Origin of the sequence: Phaeodactylibacter xiamenensis (genome assembly GCF_000759025.1) — a bacterium.
Lineage (GTDB): Bacteria > Bacteroidota > Bacteroidia > Chitinophagales > Saprospiraceae > Phaeodactylibacter > Phaeodactylibacter xiamenensis.
Genome location: NZ_JPOS01000080.1, coordinates 18,590 through 37,489, shown reverse-complemented (window position 1 = coordinate 37,489; position 18,900 = coordinate 18,590). Strand labels below are relative to the sequence as shown.

General features: G+C 45.4%; 11 protein-coding genes. All 11 read right to left on the bottom strand.

The genetic code is table 11. From position 1 onward, the window contains the following. Positions 1-10: 10 nt before the first annotated feature. The 11 genes from IX84_RS21265 to IX84_RS21215 all read right to left on the bottom strand — a co-directional run bounded on the left by IX84_RS21265 (position 11) and on the right by IX84_RS21215 (position 18,877). Positions 11-949, bottom strand: coding sequence for an NARF domain-containing protein (locus IX84_RS21265; protein ID WP_044225543.1), 939 nt, complete (start codon positions 947-949; stop codon positions 11-13). Between the two features lie 154 nt (positions 950-1,103). Continuing rightward, entirely contained in the window at positions 1,104-8,306 is a 7,203-nt protein-coding gene (locus tag IX84_RS21260) for a T9SS C-terminal target domain-containing protein (protein ID WP_044225542.1), read from the bottom strand. A gap of 265 nt (positions 8,307-8,571) precedes the next feature. Beyond that, positions 8,572-9,102, bottom strand: a complete 531-nt coding sequence (locus IX84_RS21255; RefSeq protein ID WP_044225539.1) for a J domain-containing protein — start codon at positions 9,100-9,102, stop codon at positions 8,572-8,574. Between the two features lie 3 nt (positions 9,103-9,105). After that, positions 9,106-9,336 (bottom strand): hypothetical protein, encoded by a 231-nt coding sequence (locus tag IX84_RS21250; protein ID WP_044225535.1) that lies wholly within the window; start codon positions 9,334-9,336, stop codon positions 9,106-9,108. Positions 9,337-9,568: 232 nt separating this feature from the next. Next, the gene (locus tag IX84_RS21245) at positions 9,569-10,087 is read right to left on the bottom strand and encodes a hypothetical protein (RefSeq protein WP_044225532.1); all 519 of its coding nucleotides are present in this window, start codon (positions 10,085-10,087) and stop codon (positions 9,569-9,571) included. A 16-nt stretch (positions 10,088-10,103) separates the two neighbouring features. Next, positions 10,104-11,909 carry a protein kinase domain-containing protein gene (locus tag IX84_RS21240; protein ID WP_052516268.1) on the bottom strand — a complete coding sequence of 602 codons (1,806 nt, stop codon included), beginning with the start codon at positions 11,907-11,909 and terminating at the stop codon, positions 10,104-10,106. A gap of 17 nt (positions 11,910-11,926) precedes the next feature. Next, positions 11,927-12,559 (bottom strand): hypothetical protein, encoded by a 633-nt coding sequence (locus tag IX84_RS21235; protein ID WP_152605181.1) that lies wholly within the window; start codon positions 12,557-12,559, stop codon positions 11,927-11,929. A gap of 42 nt (positions 12,560-12,601) precedes the next feature. Next, entirely contained in the window at positions 12,602-15,124 is a 2,523-nt protein-coding gene (locus IX84_RS21230) for an Hsp70 family protein (RefSeq protein WP_044225525.1), read from the bottom strand. 10 nt (positions 15,125-15,134) lie between these two features. Then, positions 15,135-16,100 (bottom strand): coiled-coil domain-containing protein, encoded by a 966-nt coding sequence (locus IX84_RS21225; protein ID WP_044225522.1) that lies wholly within the window; start codon positions 16,098-16,100, stop codon positions 15,135-15,137. After that, positions 16,097-17,866 carry a CFI-box-CTERM domain-containing protein gene (locus tag IX84_RS21220; protein WP_044225519.1) on the bottom strand — a complete coding sequence of 590 codons (1,770 nt, stop codon included), beginning with the start codon at positions 17,864-17,866 and terminating at the stop codon, positions 16,097-16,099. The genes IX84_RS21225 and IX84_RS21220 overlap by 4 nt, the downstream gene beginning before the upstream one ends. A 636-nt stretch (positions 17,867-18,502) precedes the next feature. Continuing rightward, entirely contained in the window at positions 18,503-18,877 is a 375-nt protein-coding gene (locus tag IX84_RS21215; RefSeq protein WP_044225516.1) for a hypothetical protein, read from the bottom strand. Positions 18,878-18,900 lie beyond the last annotated feature (23 nt).

The following is an 18,900-nucleotide window of genomic DNA, read 5'->3' as shown; positions in this document are numbered from 1 at the left end:
ATTGTGTTATCTACTCTTTGGAAGATAAATGATGCTGATACTTGAGAGAATTCAATACATTACCATATATCTGAGCAGGATTGGTAGCGAAGTTGATCCTAGACTGTAGGTTCGAGTCCGTTAGATTTTGAGTTGGCAGAGGAACAAATTTCTTACAATAGTAAAGTATACAAACGTCCTCGGCCTGTTCATTTAAAACACGTTGCAATTTATCCCATTTTGAATCGTAGTCATTTTTTTGTTTTTGGTAATGTTTTTCTTCTTCCTCTGAGGAATTCTCGTCTTTGGGTTTTTGTGGATGTTTTGACAATATCTTTCCGTTCACATTATTAATGATCAACAAATCGTATTTCTGACCTTGTTTGATATCTTGGCTCCGATGGTAATTCCCCATATCGAAACCTACCGTTCTAAGCACATTTCGCAAGTCATTGTCATCATCCTCTCCGTATACACTGATTACCTTTTGTTTGAATAACTGTTTTTCATCGTCGTAGGATTCTATCAGATTGATGATCGAATGCTCCCTGTCTTTGACGATTTCGGCGATATTTTTATTCACAGCTTCCTTTGCCTGGTTTGCTACATACCGATAAACCGAAATAAAGAAAGCTATCAACCCGATCAATGTAGCAGGAATTCCAAGCACGATAAACTGATTGTATTCTTTTTTCAGCTTTGATTCAACCGAGGCAATCTTTTGCTCAACCCGCTTAAATTGATAATCGAGTTTTTGCGCACTTATTGATTTCGAATCTAAAATTGCTGCATCAAGAGTACTAATGTCGACAAAGACAATATCATTTACAGCCTCGTCAATGATTTCCTGCTGCCGCCCTTGAAAGTGCCAGGCTAGAGCAAACCACCCTATTGCTAGCAATAGAGAATAGATCAAAAAAAACCAGAGGAGATATACTACCGTTTTGTTTTCTGAAGGTTGTACTGCCATGAAGTGTAAAATTATTTTTGAAATTTAAGGCAATCCTATTTACTTGACAAATAAACGGAGCCAGTAAAATCATATTTACTGTTAGAATAGGGCGTAGTTAGTAGGCCATGCCTCTTTAATGATCTCAGGGGCAAACGGTAGCCTCCCCCCTCTCCTACCTCAAAATCGTCACATCCCCCTTGATGATCTCTCCATCACCGATATCCAGGCGTAAGATGTAGTAGTAAGTTCCGTCTGGCAACCGGCCGCCTTTTTGGTTCGTACCGCCCCAGTCATTTTGATAGGGCTGGGCTCGAAAGACGATGTCGCCCCAGCGGTTGAAGATGATCAGCTCGTTGTTGGGATATTCGTCGGGGGCTTCTTCCAGTTGGTCAAATACCAGTGTTTCGTTAATGCCATCTCCATTTGGTGAAAATCCATTCCACGCTTCGTATTCGTCCGATGCCTCTTCCACGGAGATGCGGATAGTTGCTTCGGAGCAGATGTCCGGACAGTCTATTAAACAGATTTGGTATGGAACTTCTAGCATAGCAGGCAGCCCTGCTGAAACAGAAACAATGAATTGCCCGGTATTCGATAAGGATATGTAGTCCGCAAAGGTGCTATCCACAATAGATACCGTATAAGGCTCCCCAGGGAGCTCATCATTTTCGAGGATATTAATGGCCATTTCCGTGCTGTCAAGTGGTATGTCCAACTGATCATCATACGCTATGAAATCTGATGGGGCTGCAAACCATACGGTATCCTGACTATACATTGGACAGTCCCCTCTTGATAAAGACCAGGTTGCCCAGCCAGCTCCAGCGCCTCCCCATATTATTGTTGTCGCTGGCGTAGTAGGTGAAGTAATTATTGATGCGGGGTCTGTTTCCCATAAGCCCAATGCCCCTAAAGGTAAATTAGCATACAACGTAACAGAGTCAAGGCAGCCAGACAGGGTGTCTTCTTCAAAAATTGCTGCTTGCTCCCAAACGATAGCGGGGCCTACTTCTATAACCAGATCAAAGTACTCGCAACCATTAGTTACGATTACCGGATAGGTGCCATTTCCTTCTACTTCTAATACAGGCGTACTCTGCCCATCTTCCCAGATAATGTCCACCCAGCTGCTATCGGTGATTTGATAGGCCGGATAAATGGTGACTAAGTCACCGGGGCAATCTATGGAGAAGGTATCCGCCCAGGCGTTAAGGACAGGGATGGTGTCAATGAAAAACGGCTCTTGGAACACACAGCCTTCGCTGCCCCTGACGTACACGGAATTGAATCCAGCTGGCAGCTCATTAAAGCCTGGCGTTGACTGAAAATTGATGCTGTCAATCGAATACTGCGGAGCATCAATGCCATTGACCGATACGGTGACCTCCCCTGTTTGCTGGCCGGTGCAGGTGGGCTGTGCTGTTACTGAAATCTCCGGTATAGTTGCTGTGTTTACCCTCACCTCATACAAGGTATCACAGGCAAAGCTATTTTGAGCAACGAGCACTGTATCACCGGGTACTATCCAGACCTCTCCAAATTGAACAGGCCCGCCATCGCAGGAAATGAGCTCCCGGAGGACGGTGTCAGGCTCAATGTACGCCAGGTTGATGGACCAAATGGTATCGCAGGCATTAGGCAATACTAAAGTATCCGTATAAGCGCCCGCAGCTGTATAAGTGTTCCCAATCCACTCTAAAGCCTCGCCCTGGCATAGCGTAGTATCCAATGAGCGGGCGGGAAAAGGCAAAAAGCTGATTTGCGCTACCACAGTTGAATCACAGCCTGCTAACGTTTGATTTTCTGAAACAATAGCCGTGTCTGCATAATACGAAATGCCATTGAAGACAAACGGTTCTTCCGCGCATTGTACCACCTGTAAGGTATCAGTTGTATTGACGCATGCCGGAGGGGTAAGCAGCCAGGTAAAGCTGTAGGTATTGTCACAGCCCGTAATTGTTGTATCAAAGGCGGTCGTCGTGCCATTGATCACTGAAAAATCCAGCGAGCTTTCATCCAGTACCAATTGATAGTCGCCAGCCGAGATGAAAGGAAGAATAATGAACCCATTCTCATTTGTGGTATCTGCACCATTGCCCCACTCCGGGCTCGACCAGTCAATGCCCACTCCGCTCAGCAGGCTGTCGGCTGCATCAGCAATGCCGTTTTCATTCAGGTCCAGGATAACCTCTCCGGTGATGGTGCCCACCCCATCGTAGAGCGTGAGGTCCAGCGGCTCACTAATATCGGAGCAGCCAAAATCATTCTCCGCATAAAACTGATAGGTGCCGCTTTCGGTGGCCATCAGCAGGCTGTCGGCCGAAAAGGGCTCTCCATTGAAGTACCAGGCAAACGTAGTCGCCCCTTCCAAACCGGGGAAGCAGAGCGTATCCGGGCGGCAACGGGTCAGGCAGCCCGATGCGACCTGCCCGGTATTGGGAGCGGCGTGTACCAGCAGGGTATCGCCGGTAGAAGCACAGCCGGTGCTGTCCATGGCGGTCACTACGTAAGCATCGGCTTCTGATGTGGTAAAACTTGTCCCTACCGAATCATTGGGCCAGGTGTACGTGATGCCCGGCACCGGATTGGATACGGACAGGGTGTAGGGCGTACCTTCGCACAACGGCCCCGGGGTATCGCTTTGCAGTTCCGGTGCCGGGGGCGGCGCATTGACGATAATGCGGATGGGCACCGTGTCCCGGCACTGGCTGTAGGGCGAGCCCACTGTAATAAAGATATCATGCACGCCGCTTGCCAGCTGATTACCCCGGTCGTCCGAAAACTCAATCTGATCATTGTTATTCCCGTTGCTCCACTCGATATCGAAGGGGGGCTCGGAAAGCGTCTCCAGGTATACGTCTTCTCCTTCGCAGACCGTAAGGCTGTCGTAGGCGTAGCCTTCGATGTCCCCATTCTCATCGTAGAGGATGGCGCGGACCGGGAAGAAGGGCAGCTCATCGAAGTCGGTGTTGATGGGCCCGAAGGTGTAGGTGCAGTTGTTGGTATCCGTAACCTCGACGGTGTAGGGCCCGCGCAGCATAGTGGAAATTTCCGCTGTGGACGCTCCATTGCTCCAGGACCAGCTCTGCCCGCCGGAAGGAGCCGTCAGGGTGACCGTATCCACCTCACAGGCTGGCAAGTTGGGGAACGCTATTATCGCTCCTCCCAGGGTATCTGGTGCCGTAATGGAACGCTGTAAAGTATCCCGGCACCCAAATTGATTGATGGTTACCAGGGTTATCGTAGCGTCATCAAGGGGCGCAAGAACTGTAGAGACAGGCGAGCCTTGTAGTGTTCCTGGGGCCAGGCCCGATTGCTGCCAGGTGTAGCTAATGCCTATGCTATTATCAGCAGGCATTTCGGCTTCCAGGGCAAGCGGTACACCCGGGCAAGTTTCCGAAGGCAGCTCAAAGCCAGCCGTTGTTGCAGAGTTGACCACTACATCGCGGGTAAAAGAGGAGGAACAGGCACCCAGCGTGGCCAGCAGTGTAACGGAAAAGGTGTCCGCCTCGGTGTAAGTATGGAAGGGCGACTCGATCATCGTATTCCCGGCACCCTGCCCATCCCCAAATGCCCAGGACCAGGAAATATCGCTGTTAAGCCCAGGGAGCTTATGGGAAGTATTGTAGAATGCCAAGGGTTCTCCCTTACACCCTTGGGTGACAGCGAAATTTGCCTTCACCGGGTGCCCAATGATCTGCCGCGCGCAGCGCAGCCAAATGCTATCGGGGTAAGCAGGGTCATAAAAATTTGCACTTAGGGTGACCCGCCAGAGGGCGCCCTCTTCAATATCAATATTCAAGGTATCCGTGCTTGAGGTAAAACCGGCATCATTACCAGTGAAATCCTCCACGTTCCATTCAAAATCAATGGGAATAGTATCAAAATTCGCGTAGACCCGGTACGCTGAGCAGTCGGGCAGGCGCTCGGCAGTGAAGCTGAGCCCTTGATTGAAACAATTGTAGCTGGTACCACCTCCGCCACAGGAAAAGGACCGGGTATCCGATACAAACTGGCAGCTGTCCCGGGTGGTTACTTCCACCCGATAACTGCCTTCCTGCCCAATAACTAAAAGAGGCTGATTCTGCCCAATTGGCGTGCCATTCCTTAGCCATTGGTAATGAATAATATTTACGGCATCATTGGTAAAGAGGGTATCAGCACCATTGGCACAAAAATTAGATTCACTGTCCCAAATGGGGACCGCCCTTTCGGGGTGCCGGAAAACCCCTACAAAGGTATCCCGGGAACACCCATATTCGTTTTCCACACTTAGCCAGTAGAGCCCGGTGTCGAGCACCGGAGCAGGTGAGGTACTGATCAGGCTGTCTGAGGTATTGTACCATTCGTAAGCGGCATAGGCTTGCGTAAATTCGATATTGACGGGTTCCTGAGGACAAAGGGTGTCCAATGGGAGGAGCCCGATGGCATCCACTCCGCTGACCAGGACCTCCAGGGAGTCTGCTTTGCTACAGGAGGAGTAGGCTACGATTGCCTCTCCCGATTTTTTCCACTCGATTACGATGGAGTCTTGCGAAGTGGACAGCACTATAGCTGAATTTGCCGGAGCAATATCCCAGCTTCCATTGGGATGGCTATTCTCCACCCGGTACACACTGGTGTCGCCTGTACAATGGGTTTCAGTCCCATAAACAGTAGCTGAGGGCACCTCCTCTAACTCAATCAGGAGGGGAGGAGAAAGACACTGCTGCCCGCCCGGGCTGACATGCCGGACCTCAAGGCTGTACGGCGTTTCATCGCCCCATTCATGGTTGATCTGATTACCGTACCTGACTGCGCCAGTGCCATCATAAATCGCCCATCGTGTGTCGAACTGATCAGCAGCCGGCACTACGGTGATCACATCGTAGCTGCCGCTGCATACGGCCAGGTCTTCTTCTATGCCCAGAGGGGCGGGTGGAATAGCGTATATTTCTATGCTCTTGCTAACCGTATCCGCACAGAAAGCGCCCCCTTCAGTTGTAACCCCCAACAGCTCGTAGGCCCCGGGAGGAAAATCGAAAGGCGTATTCAGATGACTTACCGGAGCAAGCCATTGCCCCACAACCGCATCAGATATATCTTTTAAAAACCAGGTTGCTGGTACCGGTGTGCCTGCCCCGATATCATAGATGGTCATATCTATGGAATCATTCCGGCAAAGCGCTGGCGGCCCGGAAATAGCCAGCCCCTGCAGTAAGGTGACATCAAGGGAAGACGAGGTACTGCACCCTAATACGCAGTTCTCATAGCTGACCCCTACCGATTGCTGACTACCGTAATCGTAGACCTCCCATTGCACCAAAACATTGGGGGTGCCCTGTCCGGCTATGATTTGCCCGCCGGGAGAGACCGACCATTGGATCGCAGTCCCTTCAAATTGAGGAATACTGTAATTGCCCACGGTGCCATTGCAAACGACCTCCGGCCCTTCAATTCCCGCAGCATCCCCAATAATCGGGATGACCTGCCGGTAAGTGGCCTGACAGTAACCGGCATCGGGGCACCCGCCCAGCGAAAGGGCCAGTGTGCCTTCACCGGCAGTATGCCATTGCACCACAATGAAACTATCGGTGGGAGACCCGCCATTTAGGATTTCTCCCAGCCCGTTGACTTCCCACAGGTAAGGCTGGCAATCGGAAGCGGCAGAAGTGGTGTATACGCCGATTTCCCCTTCGCAGGTGGTGCCCGCGCAGTTTACCGGTGGCAAAAGCCCATCTTCCAGCTCTAATTCTATAGGAATGAAACCGGAAGAGCAGTCTGTACCGGAAAAGAACTTCAGGTATACGATTCCCGGCTCGCTATAATAGGCTCCTGGATTGACAATTAACGCAGTGGTGTCCTGGGCAGAATAGAACAATCCGTTATACCCATCCGGCATGTCCGTTAATATCCCTGCCAGGTCATACAGCCCTTCCCCTTCTACAGTTTGGCAGGAAGAAAAGCTTAGCGCTGTTGTATCAAAATTTTCCGGGATTTTAGGCAGGACGCTTAGGTTGAGGATGACGGTGCTGTCGCAGCCTTCTGCATTGAGCAGCGTGGCCTCATATTGGCCGGGCTGACTGATTGGTTCGCCCTGAAAAAAGTAAGTTCCACCCTCGCAAATTTCTGAGGTGAGAAACGCGGTTGGTGTCGTACAACCGTTGATTGGCGAGCAATCCAAGGCATCTCCGTAGATGGTCCAATTGTAATCGCCGATTAGCGTATTTCTCGCATTTTCTCCGGCGCAGTAGAGAAGGCCAATTGCACCAAGCCCTACACTATCCTGTACGTTTTGGTTAGCCCAACCGATTAGGGTGCTGTCGTAATTTATTCTGGAAAGCCCGCTATTATTTAGCATATCCCCCATATTGGTCACACTGCTAACGTCCCATGCACCAATATCTTGATTGAAGGACCATGCTCCAAAGAACATCCACTGCATATCGGTCACACTGCTAACGTCCCAACCACCAATATCTTGATTGAAGGATTCTGAGTTAACGAACATCCACTGCATATCAGTCACACTGCTGACGTCCCAACCACCTATGTCTTGATTGAAAGACTCCGCGCCTGAGAACATAAATGACATACCAGTCACATTACTAACGTCCCAACCACCTATGTCTTGATTGAAAGACTCCGCGCCTGAGAACATAAATGACATACCAGTCACATTACTAACGTCCCAACCACCTATGTCTTGATTGAAAGACTCCGCGCCTGAGAACATCCCAAACATATTCTTCACACTGCTTACATCCCAGTCTCCGATATCTTGGTTAAAAGACGTTGCGTTCTGGAACATCCATAACATCGAGATCACATTGCTTACATCCCAGCCCCCTATATCCTGATTGAAGGACTCCGCGCCTGAGAATATAAATGACATATCCGCCACATTAGATAGGTCCGGCACATCGACTGCCTGCCCGGCAAGGTTAGTACAACCTCGAAAAGCAGAATTCATACTACTCCATGAAATATCCCCCCACTGATCAACGGAAAGGACTTTTTCTGCATCACTTGTTGGGGGACTAGATATGCTTTCGTCATTAAAATAAATCCTCGGAAAATCCCCCCGAATAGCCACCTGATACGTGCCCGGCGTTCCATAATCATGTGTAACATCCCCGGAAACCCCAAAATCATCATACACCCCATCATTCTCCCAGTCTACATCATAGTTGTAGCCACCGCCCGTAGTAGGTATGGTAATACAACTGGAGCAGGAAACGCCGGGGTTGTCGGTTTTCCAAGTGGTGATAAAAGGTGCTGTATTTTCGATTTTAGAGGGGTGGGCTCCGAACAAATCTGTGGGAATCCACAACAAGAGGCACAGTCCTGTGAGCAGGTGAAGGGCTCTCAAGGGAGCGATGCTTGATGAAGGCATATTTGTTTGGTTTTTTGTGTTATTTACTTTGCTTGGTGTATCTGTCAGATACTGTCACAGACGCATCCGTATAGCAGCCCCCTTAACCGCATTTCCCTTCATGATTTCACGGCAAGGGAAATATAAAAAGTGGTATGATCACGTTCACGATTTGATCATAGCTTACCTCGGGACTACAATAAATAGGTTCATAGGTTGGTGCTAAGAAAAATTTAATCTTAAATTAATTCTTGTAGTCAGGATCTAATTACCACTCAGATTTGACTTAGCTTCCGCACATTCCCAACCCAAATAGAATTGAAAAAAATATTGCTATGACAACCTGTATCATCAGTTGTCGACCAGACTCTTCCAGTCCTGCTTTAGCCCCAGCGTAGGCAATATTTTTAAAGTCTTCAATAGTCTGTTTAGCTAAGTCTACCGCTTGGCGTTTGGCATTATTCATCCATCGTTCCAGGGTCTCATCTTGTACTTTGTAATCATTTTGCCAATCCCATGATTGGTCAAATGTAGTATTCGTTGAAGTTCTGGTGCGATTTGTTTGTTCTTTGTCCCGCGACTGCTCCCTTTTAAACCGTTTGTATCTCTGGTATTCCAGGTCATACTTTCGCCGGGCTTCATCGTCGAACAAAATCAATCTAGCTTCATTAATCAGCTGCATCTGTTCCGTTGTATCCTTGCCTGGGTTTTTGTCAGGGTGCCATTTCAATGCCTGCTTTTTAAAAGCCGCTTTCAATGCCTTTAAGTCAGCATCTAATGGCACTCCCAACACCTGATAATAATCAACAAAGCCCATACGCTAGCTTTTATCGAGCTTCTGAAGATCACTGCTTTCTGTTTCTTTACTCTCGTCTTCTTTGCCATACCTCCAAATTGCTCTGAAAGCAGCAATCATTCCGAAAATTAGCACCAAGCCTAAGGGACCGCCGGAGCCTGACTGTCTCCCAGTGCTCTCTTTTAAAGCTGCCATAATCACGATACCAATCATAAATACTGCTATCATAAGGACGATTTTAATTACAATTCTCATATTAATTATTTTAGTTAATGATCTCGCGCTATTAAGTTCTCGTACTAAGCTATTCCCATTCATTGAACACGGATGCCAAATAGTTTAAGCTATTGAAGTTTTGAGATGATCCTCATCTATGATCATGTTGGAAAACTCAAAAATGCAGCAATAGAAATCGTTGAGTAGCCGTATCAAAATGGGATAGATAGCACTCTGCAATCTATTGCATCTAATTCCTCACAGCTTGTAACTATTCAGTCCCTTGCAAATCGATTGGCGCAAACTCTGGGATATCCTGCTCGTCAAAGTAATCCGCTGTCAATTTCTCAAGATAGCTTTCAGAAATGATGTCCTGCCGCAAATAGTCTTCTTCCAGATTTTCAAATTCTGGAAGTGCAGCAATTAGTTTTTCGTTGCTGACAGACAGTTTTGAGCGAAGGATTTTGAAGAACTTAATCTCGCTATACTTCTCATCGTTGTCCGCCTTTATGGTTTTCACCGAAGTTTTTACAATTTCAATTTCCTGGTCTTCGGTAAGGTCTGCCTGGCTTAAGTGATGGAGGTATGTACGAAGAAAGGCATGCCCGTTCTTGTTGATTTCCTCCACAAGGCGGTTAAGCTCAGTTCCGATATTCTCGAATCCAAATAACTTCTCCTCTTGTTCGAGTTTCTTTATAAGCTGAACTTCTGACTGATCTATTTCGCCATCAGATGCCATGCAGGAGAAGGCTGTCTGAAGTAACAATGACTTGAAAGTAGGTTGTGCCATATACTTTTGGTTTTTGCTAATCTGTTCTGAAGCCAATTCTTGGCCTGGAAGGTCTTTGATCCTGGCCCTCTAATACGCCCTTTATTTGTTCATATTTTTGGATTTCACTTAACCTAACGGAGGGCCTGGTTTTTTGGATAGTCCCCAACAGTATATCCTGAGTGATCTTTGACCGGCTCTTCAACGCCTCCCTTGATGCCTCATTGACCAGATGCTCGATATCAATCGCAACATAATTTTCGGTCTTTTCGGCAAGCAAATCGAAGTCAATACCAAAATCTAAGGGCCGTTTTTTTAAGAGGAGCTTAAAAAGTTCTTTCCTGGCCTTAAAATCGGGTGGAGGGACAAAGAAGATTTTATCGATACGCCCTGCTCTAAGTACGGCCGGGTCAATGAGCCCGGGCTGATTAGTGGTTGCAATGACGAAAATGCCCTCTTTCCCGCAGTTGTTGAGCTGAGCCAGAAATTCATTCACTTCACCGGATTGATGATTTCCGGCATGGCTATCCCGGTTAGGCACAAGGGCATCGAACTCTTCGAAATTGAGTATAGTCGGTGCATTTTTTCTTGCTTCATCAAACAGCTTTCCGATCTTTTCCTGAGATCCATGTACATAAATACTTGCCAGTTCGGAGGGTTTGACCTCCACATAATTGTACCCGACTTCCTCAGCCAATTTTTGTGCAAAAAAGGATTTTCCGCATCCCGGCGGACCGTACAACAACATGCCATTTGGAATAGTCAGCCCGTACTCTTCGTATAACTCCTTTTCCTCTAAAGCTCTGATTACATCATGGTACAGCACCTCTTTCAGTTCATCCATTCCTGCGATCTCGTTAAAGCCTCCCCCCGCTTTCTTAGCCTTACTTTCAGACTCGACTTCAGAGCTTGGGGGGCTGGATGAAGGATGAGAAGCCTCATTGGAAAAATCACCCTCAATAGCTCGAAGCATTGCTTCGGCTGACTGGAAACGATAGTTGATATCTGTTTCCATTGCTTTTTTTGCAATGGCCAGCAGTTGATCTTTGTCTGGACTAGGGACTGTTGAATTAGACAGGTAGGGGATTTTCAGCTTTTTCTTTCTTGCCTCCAACACTACTTCTTCTAAATCGGTGTTGTTTTTTTTATAATCTGATAAATCGACAAACCAGGGTGGGAGTCCTGTAAGCAAATGAAACATTAAAGCTCCAACTGAAAAAAGGTCACTTTGTGGCGAGAAAATGCTGTTAAAGCACTCCGGAGCCAGATAGTAAGGGTTAAGCCCTTGCCTGTAATATACTTTTGTAGAATTATGAAAAGCCCGGGCATATCCGAAATCAATGATTTTTGGAATCGGGATATTCCCACTCAAATCCAGCATGATGTTTTGATGGTTGATGTCGTTATGAACCAAAGGCTGACTTCGGCTATGTAAATACTTCAGCCCATTCAAAACAGGTGTAACGATTTGCTTTACTTCATACGAAGTAAGGGTATGTGCTCTTTTTAACCGTTCTTCCAGCGTTTCCCCACTAATGAAGTCCAGGACGAGATAGGCAAAACGCTGATTGCCTTTCACCCATTCCCCGCTATCTCTGTATTGAACGATATTGGGGTGCTTAACCGACTTCAGAAATTCAATCTCCTTAATATTTCTCTCTCCGTCGAATTGGGTGCGATGGAGTTTAGTCAAGTGGAATAACTTTAGAAAACCAACCTTCCCCTCTTCGTCCTTTACCCGATAGGTTTCTGCATGATCTCCATGCTTGATGAAAAAAAGAACAGTATACCTATCAGCGATAGTCTCAGACCTTGTCAACATGGCTACTCCGGAGTTTTTCATATCATATCAGCCATTTATTATAAAGCCTCACTCGAATTACTAGGCCTTGTGCTAAAGTTTCCATTCTGCGTCAGGATCAGTTCATAAGACAGAATGTTATTGACAAGGCTTTGCGGGGAATCCTTTCCAAAAACCTCCCGTTCCAAAAACCCTCCTTTGATCGTTCCGCATTTAGATTGCTTCATAACCTTTTCCGGATTCCAGCCTTTCCCGTAATAAAAGAAAGGCTGATAAGTACCGTTGGGCAACTTAAACTTGTAGGTAGAGCCTTTTGAGATAAAAGCATGCCTGACCACTTCCCCATCGCTTTTGATCGTGACCAAGACATCTGAGGTTGAAGGGGTCCTGACGCTGATTTCAGAGCATCTGCTTCCAGAACAGGAACGGTTTCTCCCATAACAATAGGCGTAAGGAGTCGCACCGGTTCTTAAAGTATTATTGATATACTTTTCATAGATTGCTTTTTCCTTGCGTTCCTTCTCAATCCGTTCCGCTTCTTTTTTCCTTTCTTCCTCGAGTTTTCGAGCTTTCTCAGCCTCTTCTGCTTTCTGACGTTTGACCAGCTCTATCCTTTCCTGTTCTTCCCGGGCAAGACGTTCCCGACGGGCCTCATCAGATTCGCAGGAAAAGAAAAAAGCAATCAGGACCAAAAAGACCAGGCCTTTGATATAGTGCTGCATAATTCTGATTGTTTACTCTGTTAACACGGTTCCGTCGGGTACTTCTGATTCCGGGAGGAGCTGGAATAATTGGACTACAATCGGATGTAACCGCTCCTTCGTTGGATTGTCGGCAATAATTTGCGTAGCCTGTCCAAGAAGTTGCCGGGCTTGTTGAGGATCACGCCAATGCAGCCTATCAAAGTCATTCCTAAAATGGCGTACGACCCCAATTAACTGATAGATAAAGGTGAGCGCGATAAAGAAGTTATGAACCTCTTCCAGTACAGATTGCCCAAGCTTAAGGTCCTTTTTGCGGATGACCTCATCGACTTGTGTTCTTAACTGATTTACGTGCTGGGTCGTTTTTTCGTTACCTAATTCCTCGTTAGCTCCTTCAAGGCGGTCAAATTCTTCTCTAAGCTCTTTCTCAAATTGAGGCCATTCGATATTATCCTCAAGTTCATCAATTTTCCTCAGGGACTTTTTTAGGTTATTTAGCACTTCTTTCTTGCGATCGTAGTCATTCCGACTTTGATCCAGGGATTGTTTTAAGCGCTCGATTTCCTCTGCGGTGGATTCTATCTCTTGCCTGTTTACCAACCCTTGAGCAGCCAATCCAGACAATGCCCCTTTGGCTTTTCGTATTTCCTTATCCAGAAAAGCGGCATCAATTTCTGAGCCAACGGTCTCTGGAATCTCAATATCTACAGTATGATCTAAATATGGGAAGAATGCTTCAATCTTTTCTATTCTTCCAGATTTATCTGTTATGAGGGTTAGGTCTACATAAGATCTTTCCGGTAGCAGAGCAGGAAGGTCATCTCCCGTAATTCTGGCATCATAAACGTGTTCGTTGTACAATGCTCTTGAACCTTCTGAATAGTAATCACCCTGATAAATGGGGATTTCTATCGTATCCTGTGCATTTCCGGGGCGTATTTGCTGCTGAGTTTTTAATCCATTGATGATTCCTTTTGCAGGCAAGGATTGATTGACTTCAAGCCCTTTAACCGTTCTGAAAACGAGTTTGCCATCTCTGCCCCGTTTAATTTCAACCCCAATATTATAGGGCAACGTAGCGCTGCCTACCTTTGAGCCCTGGATAACGGTAAAGTTGTCGGGTTGGCATTCCAGCCTATTACCTGCCACATCGTATAGAAGGATCTGGAAATTATTTGGCTTGCCTTCATTGAGTTTTGCCTCAATCATTTCTCCCTTTTCGTTGATGGAGACCTTGCCTGAAGACCAGGCTTTGTCACCACGGACAATCTCTGCAAATACTGATGCAGGAATACCCCCTTCTGTTTTTTCCGGTAGCATTTTCAGCGTCACGAATTCTTCCAATTCTACCGTTGAAGGTTCATATCCGATATCCAATTGAATTTTCGTCTGATCCCTCGAAGCTTCTTTTACCTCATCCGAAACATCCATGGTGGACGCATAAAGAGCTGCGCCGGTAGCCACTGCAGTCATCGGGTCGGCACTTGTATCTGGTTTTTTGATTTGTTCCTCCAGCATCTCCCTTAGAATTGGAGAATGGGTTGGGCCACCTACCAAAATCAAGGCATCCAATTTTCCGCCACTAAGGTTATTCCGTTGGATAAGGTCTTTGGTAATATCTATAGCCCGTTGAAAAACCGGAGCGATCGCTTCCTTTAATCTTTCCCGGTTGATTGTGATATCCAATTCGAATTCTTCCCCTTCATCATCTTCTCCTGGAATATCACCTAAGTCAGAAAGTATATTATGCTCTTCTTTAAACGATAACTGTATTTTCGCTTCTTCAGCATAGTACTTCATGGCATATTGAAGTATCTGCTTTTTGTTATTGTCCTCAAGAATACTGTCGATAACATACTCCTCTTCCAGATAAGGAATGATGATCTCGTCGACAATAGCGGCGTCCAGGTTTTTACCACCAAGGTAATTGTCTCCGTCTGTATCTTTAACCTGCATAATCCCGTCTTCCACTTTGACGAGAGCAGCATCAAATGTTCCCCCACCAAAGTCAAAGACCACCCAATACCCGTTCTTATTTTGGCTATTCAGTCCATAAGCCATTGATGCAGCGATGGGTTCCTGCAGAAGCTCAGCGTATTTGAACCCGGCAAGCTTTGCAGCTCTAAGGGTCGCATCTCTTTGCCGGATCTCAAACTTGGCAGGAACGGTAATAACAGCAGACTGAAGGTTTTCATCTGTGATGAATGACTTAAGCTTCTTTAGCACTTCAGCGGACAACTGCTCAGAATTGAATGCCTCGTTCATATGGGAGCTTGAGTAGGTCTTATCTGTACCCATTGTCCGCTTGAACTCGATGAAGGTATTAGTTTTGGTCTTTCCCCCTTTCATCGACCTCAATTTGTCAGATTTATAGTTGTTGAATGCAGAGTCTCCAACAAGAGTTGCCCCCTTTTTATTAAATCCAACGCATGAAGGCATTGTATCCTTTAAAGTATCGCTCTTTTTTATAATTGGGTCACCTTGCTCCATTCTGGCAATAGCCGAGTTAGTAGTACCCAAGTCAATTCCATAATCAATTTTTGTTCTTGTCATTGCTTATTGTTCATTCAAATTGAGAAACTTCTATTTGTGCTTGCTGGATCATTACTCCTTTATAATTTACCTGCGGTTTAATGATCCGAGTAATTTTAGGCGGCTCCCCCTCCATATCTGGGTCTGATCGAAAAGTAACAGATGCCTTAAGTCCTTCTTCAAATGGCTTACCTACCATATCAACCATTTCATAACCATTAGCAGCAAAATTATCCCGGATCCTGCCGACGGCTTTAGATAGCTGTTTAAGCCCTTTTGTGCCTTCGTCCATACGGCTGATATTCTTCTCTATTCGGACGATCTCATCGGCTACTTTCAGGGCTAGCGAATGGTCTTGTTCTTCCTGCTGACTTTCAGGTTGAGCTTTGCGTTCTTCCTGAATGACCTTCAGCTGTGTTTCCATGACGCCAATTAGTTTTTCATCAAGGCGAATGGCTTCCTGCTCCAATTCTTTTCTGGTGTTGGCCAGGCTTTCATTAATGGAAGACTGATTGTCCGTTACTTTTCTGCGTAAAAACAGAAACGCAAGGATGGACAACAGCCCAACAGCTAAAACTGCAATAATCCAATACAAAGTATTCTTGCTCAGGGCATCATCCAATGCCGATATACTTTGATTTGTGGTTTCTCTGGTCTCTGAAATTTCTCCGCTTAGCGCTTCTTTTTGGGAGTTCAGCTGTTGATCCAGACCAACGATATCCAGTTCGCTCTTTTCAACCTTTTGGCTCAGGCTATCAATTTTGGTTTGCAAGAGGCTATTGATATTTGCTACATTATTCACACTGCGTTGAAGCGTTTCGTCTTTTGAAACCAGCTGCTCCATTTTCATCTTTAACGAATCGCTACTGTATTGGACCGCCTGGATTTCAGATGATAATTTCTGAAGTTGATCCTTTAAGGAGGAGGTATCAGCTTGGGCATGGATATTGACTACCCCTCCAATGATTATAGTTAGTATTATGACAAGGTATTTCATCGTTCGATATGCTTGATAAACTGGTTTAAAACTTTCCGAATAAGGGAATTGACTTTTTGATATCCTTTCAAATGCTTTACCAACTTGGGAGACAACCAATAATAACATCGGATAAAAGCCCTGCCTGGAGCAGATGAATTGAGTACTTCATCCCGGAACCTCCTCAACACTAAAACCTGAGGGTGATCATACCTACCGTAAGCCATGGTGGCTATATAACACCCACCTCCACCAGAATTACTGGACTCATTGGATCTAACACGATTCGTCTGGCTAGATCCAAAATTACTGGACACCCTGGATCTGGCGGCATTGATCTGGTTAGATATAGATAATAGAGTTTGGTGGTTTTTCTTGTAACTCCTGAGTAGTTCAGGAACCATATCCATCTTTCCGAGTCTTTCCGAAACGCGGAGTGCTGCAGAGATCTTGGAGGAAAGGGTATCAATCGTAATAACCCCCAAAGGCACCATTTCCTGAGTCTGATTAATGACTGTTACCAACATGCCTTGTGCGTTATTCACCACAGCACTACTTATTTTTAAGTAGAGCTCATCCCGGTGGCCCAGAAACTTCTTCATCCTTAGGAGTTTAGGCTCACAGCTGACAACTAATTCAAGGGCATTTTCGGTAGAATCACGTAGGCTTTGAAAACGTTCCAGCTTGGCCGTAATAAATAGTAGCTCCGAACCAATTAGATTCTGCTTCCTCCTCTCGTCAGCATGGTCTATCCACTCCTGAAGCCCCTCGATGTTTTCATTTATTCGGTCGAATGTATTGGTACCTACTGCTGTTGACATAGAGGTTTTAAATAGCCTCATTACGTCTTTACCAAGATCCTCTCCGGAATGCTGATCTTCTTTTTCTCGAAACTCGAGAAAGTAATCAACCCCACATTGTAAAATTTCCTTAGCTACCTTGTCAGCCATCAATCGATACTTCAGATCGGACTTCCCAAGTAATTCTGACAGCGCAGATAAATCACTTGTTGTGTTTTGGTGAAGTACAAGCCCGAGCCGGAGTCCCTTTTTAGGATTAGCAATTCTTTGTTTTTGGGTTTGCTGAGTCCTTCGCTCTATATTTTGGATCGGAGTGCTGGTTAGCTTATCTGTTAAGTAAGCCTTGACTGCAGGGTAGATTCCAATGATTAAATGTGGCGCTTTGTCGGTCCCGGGTTTTTTGGAATCTTCTAACTCTTTCAGCAAAGCATCCACGAAAATCCTAATCTCTTTTTCCTGACTAACACTGTATGTTTCGTCTGCGACAAGATGACAAAATTCAGTAAAGTAGTCTGAATTGATGAGATCAATTTTTAATCTAACCCCCTCTTTGAAGCTTTGAGTTTTCAGGGTAAATTCTGAAAGAGCGGATACTAATTTAAGTGTGCCAAGGTTGTTAACTGCAGAAAAGTTCTTAACGGAAACCTCTCGGTCCTGCGCGATCTTACTCCAAATTTCTTCTGCTTTTTTTAGATCACCGGAACGAAGGTAATCGATTGCCATATCATCAAGATGGCTATTGTTTACGAACCAGAATAATGAGTAGAACAGCTTATTATGATTGATTTCGATTTTGGAAAGCGCATCATCAATCGCCTCTGATGTTCTAATTGGCTTTTCTTGAATGTGAAGGTCGGTTTCGAACTCAATACTTTTCCCTACCCTTTGGTACGCTTTTATTTTTGCTTTTTGTCGCTCTACTTGTCGTTGTTTAGCCCCTGCCAAAATGCCAATGACATTATATGGATTTTGCTTAATTAATTCCATTATATGTTTTTCGGTCCGTTGATGATAAAGAGCTATTGATTAATGCTCAGTTGATGGGAACCCAGGGTTACAGACCTTGCAAGTATTGGCTGTAACTGCTGACAAAATATTACAGGAAAGAGAGGTAGATTTCTGCTTTTATGTCGTCAGCTTGGTTCACTCATCTTTTATCGTTAAAATCAATTATTCCTGTCTATAGTCTTGTATTTCAGTGTGATTCGTGCTTTTAAGTGTCGTATTTTCACAAGCACTTCCGAAGTCAGGACGGAAAATCAAAGGATGTTAAATACGGGTACAGAAACCTAGAGTTATGTAGAAAAAACCTCTACACAAACCCCAAATAACATTCCTTAGTGAGATGAAAATTTAGTAGGTCAAGCCGTATTATACGAAGACTAGCAATATAGGTCATCTTAACATTACAAGCAAGCATTTAATCTAAGTTTTTCAATATTGCCAGAAAGAGTCATCATTGATCCGAAATACAATCCCTTTTTTCCTTTTCATAGAACTTCACACCAAACCAGTGCCGCTTCAACCAAATCTAAACAACTGGCCAAACTGCGAAAGGACGCTTGCTTGCTTTGGGAGACACATTATAGATACGGGGCATTGAACTCCAAATCTTAGCATGCATTAGAAAAGTTTCAAGTCTTGTTTGTAATCATCTCGAAGACCTTCTTTAATATACCTGGCAACTTCGTATTTAAGGTGTTCATAAAACATCGTATCTCCCATTATTTCATATACCTGAAAGAATTTAAACACAATCGTATTGAGGTAGCCGGCTGGTAAGTGTTCGTTTCTTTCTTTTGAGGCTTTTCTAAATGCACTGCCGACTTGCTTGTATATTTCAATTATTTTCAGGTCAGAAGTTTTAGCAGTAGGAGCCGTTCCATTTGCTGCAGCTAATCTTCTAAAACCATTTATGATTAGTGCCCCCGCTTGCTCTTGAACTTTGTCCAACATAGTTTCTGGTTGCTTTTTCTTGAATCTATCAAATAATCCCATGTTTATTATTTTTTAAGCTGTTC